The sequence below is a fragment of the Paenibacillus tritici genome, from assembly GCF_013204885.1.
In the GTDB taxonomy this organism is placed as follows: domain Bacteria; phylum Bacillota; class Bacilli; order Paenibacillales; family Paenibacillaceae; genus Paenibacillus_AQ; species Paenibacillus_AQ tritici.
Map to the genome: position 1 here is coordinate 1 of NZ_JABMKX010000052.1, position 502 is coordinate 502.

The following is a 502-nucleotide window of genomic DNA, read 5'->3' on the forward strand; positions in this document are numbered from 1 at the left end:
GCCGCCGAAGGTGGGGTAGATGATTGGGGTGAAGTCGTAACAAGGTAGCCGTATCGGAAGGTGCGGCTGGATCACCTCCTTTCTATGGAGAATCGTTTCCTGCAATGGAAACATTCAAATCTAAGTCTTCAGGGAGCATGCTTCCGGAGCAAGTTTTACTTTGTAAAGTTATCAGCGTTTCCATTTGTTCGGTTTTGATGGAATTTGCGGGGCCATAGCTCAGCTGGGAGAGCGCCTGCCTTGCAAGCAGGAGGTCAGCGGTTCGATCCCGCTTGGCTCCACCAACAAACTTCATCTATTTGTTATGTCTAGAAAGAAATTTAATATTTTTTGTGTCTGGATTTTCGAACATCACAGTCGTGATTGTTCCGAAATTTCAGCAACTTGATCCTTGAAAACTGGATACCGAAACGAATTTGCGTTTTAGAACATTCCTTTAAGCTGAACTTGTGTAAACAAGTTTTGAAGTTTTTAGTGAAGCTGAAAGCGAAGGTTTTCGATT

1 tRNA gene and 1 rRNA gene are annotated in these 502 nt (G+C 43.6%); both read left to right on the top strand.

The window, feature by feature from the left end:
* Nucleotides 1–82 (top strand): 16S ribosomal RNA (locus HQN87_RS32005); the annotation flags it as partial.
* Nucleotides 83–208: 126 nt separating this feature from the next.
* Nucleotides 209–284 (top strand) — tRNA-Ala (locus tag HQN87_RS32010).
* Nucleotides 285–502: the final 218 nt, after the last annotated feature.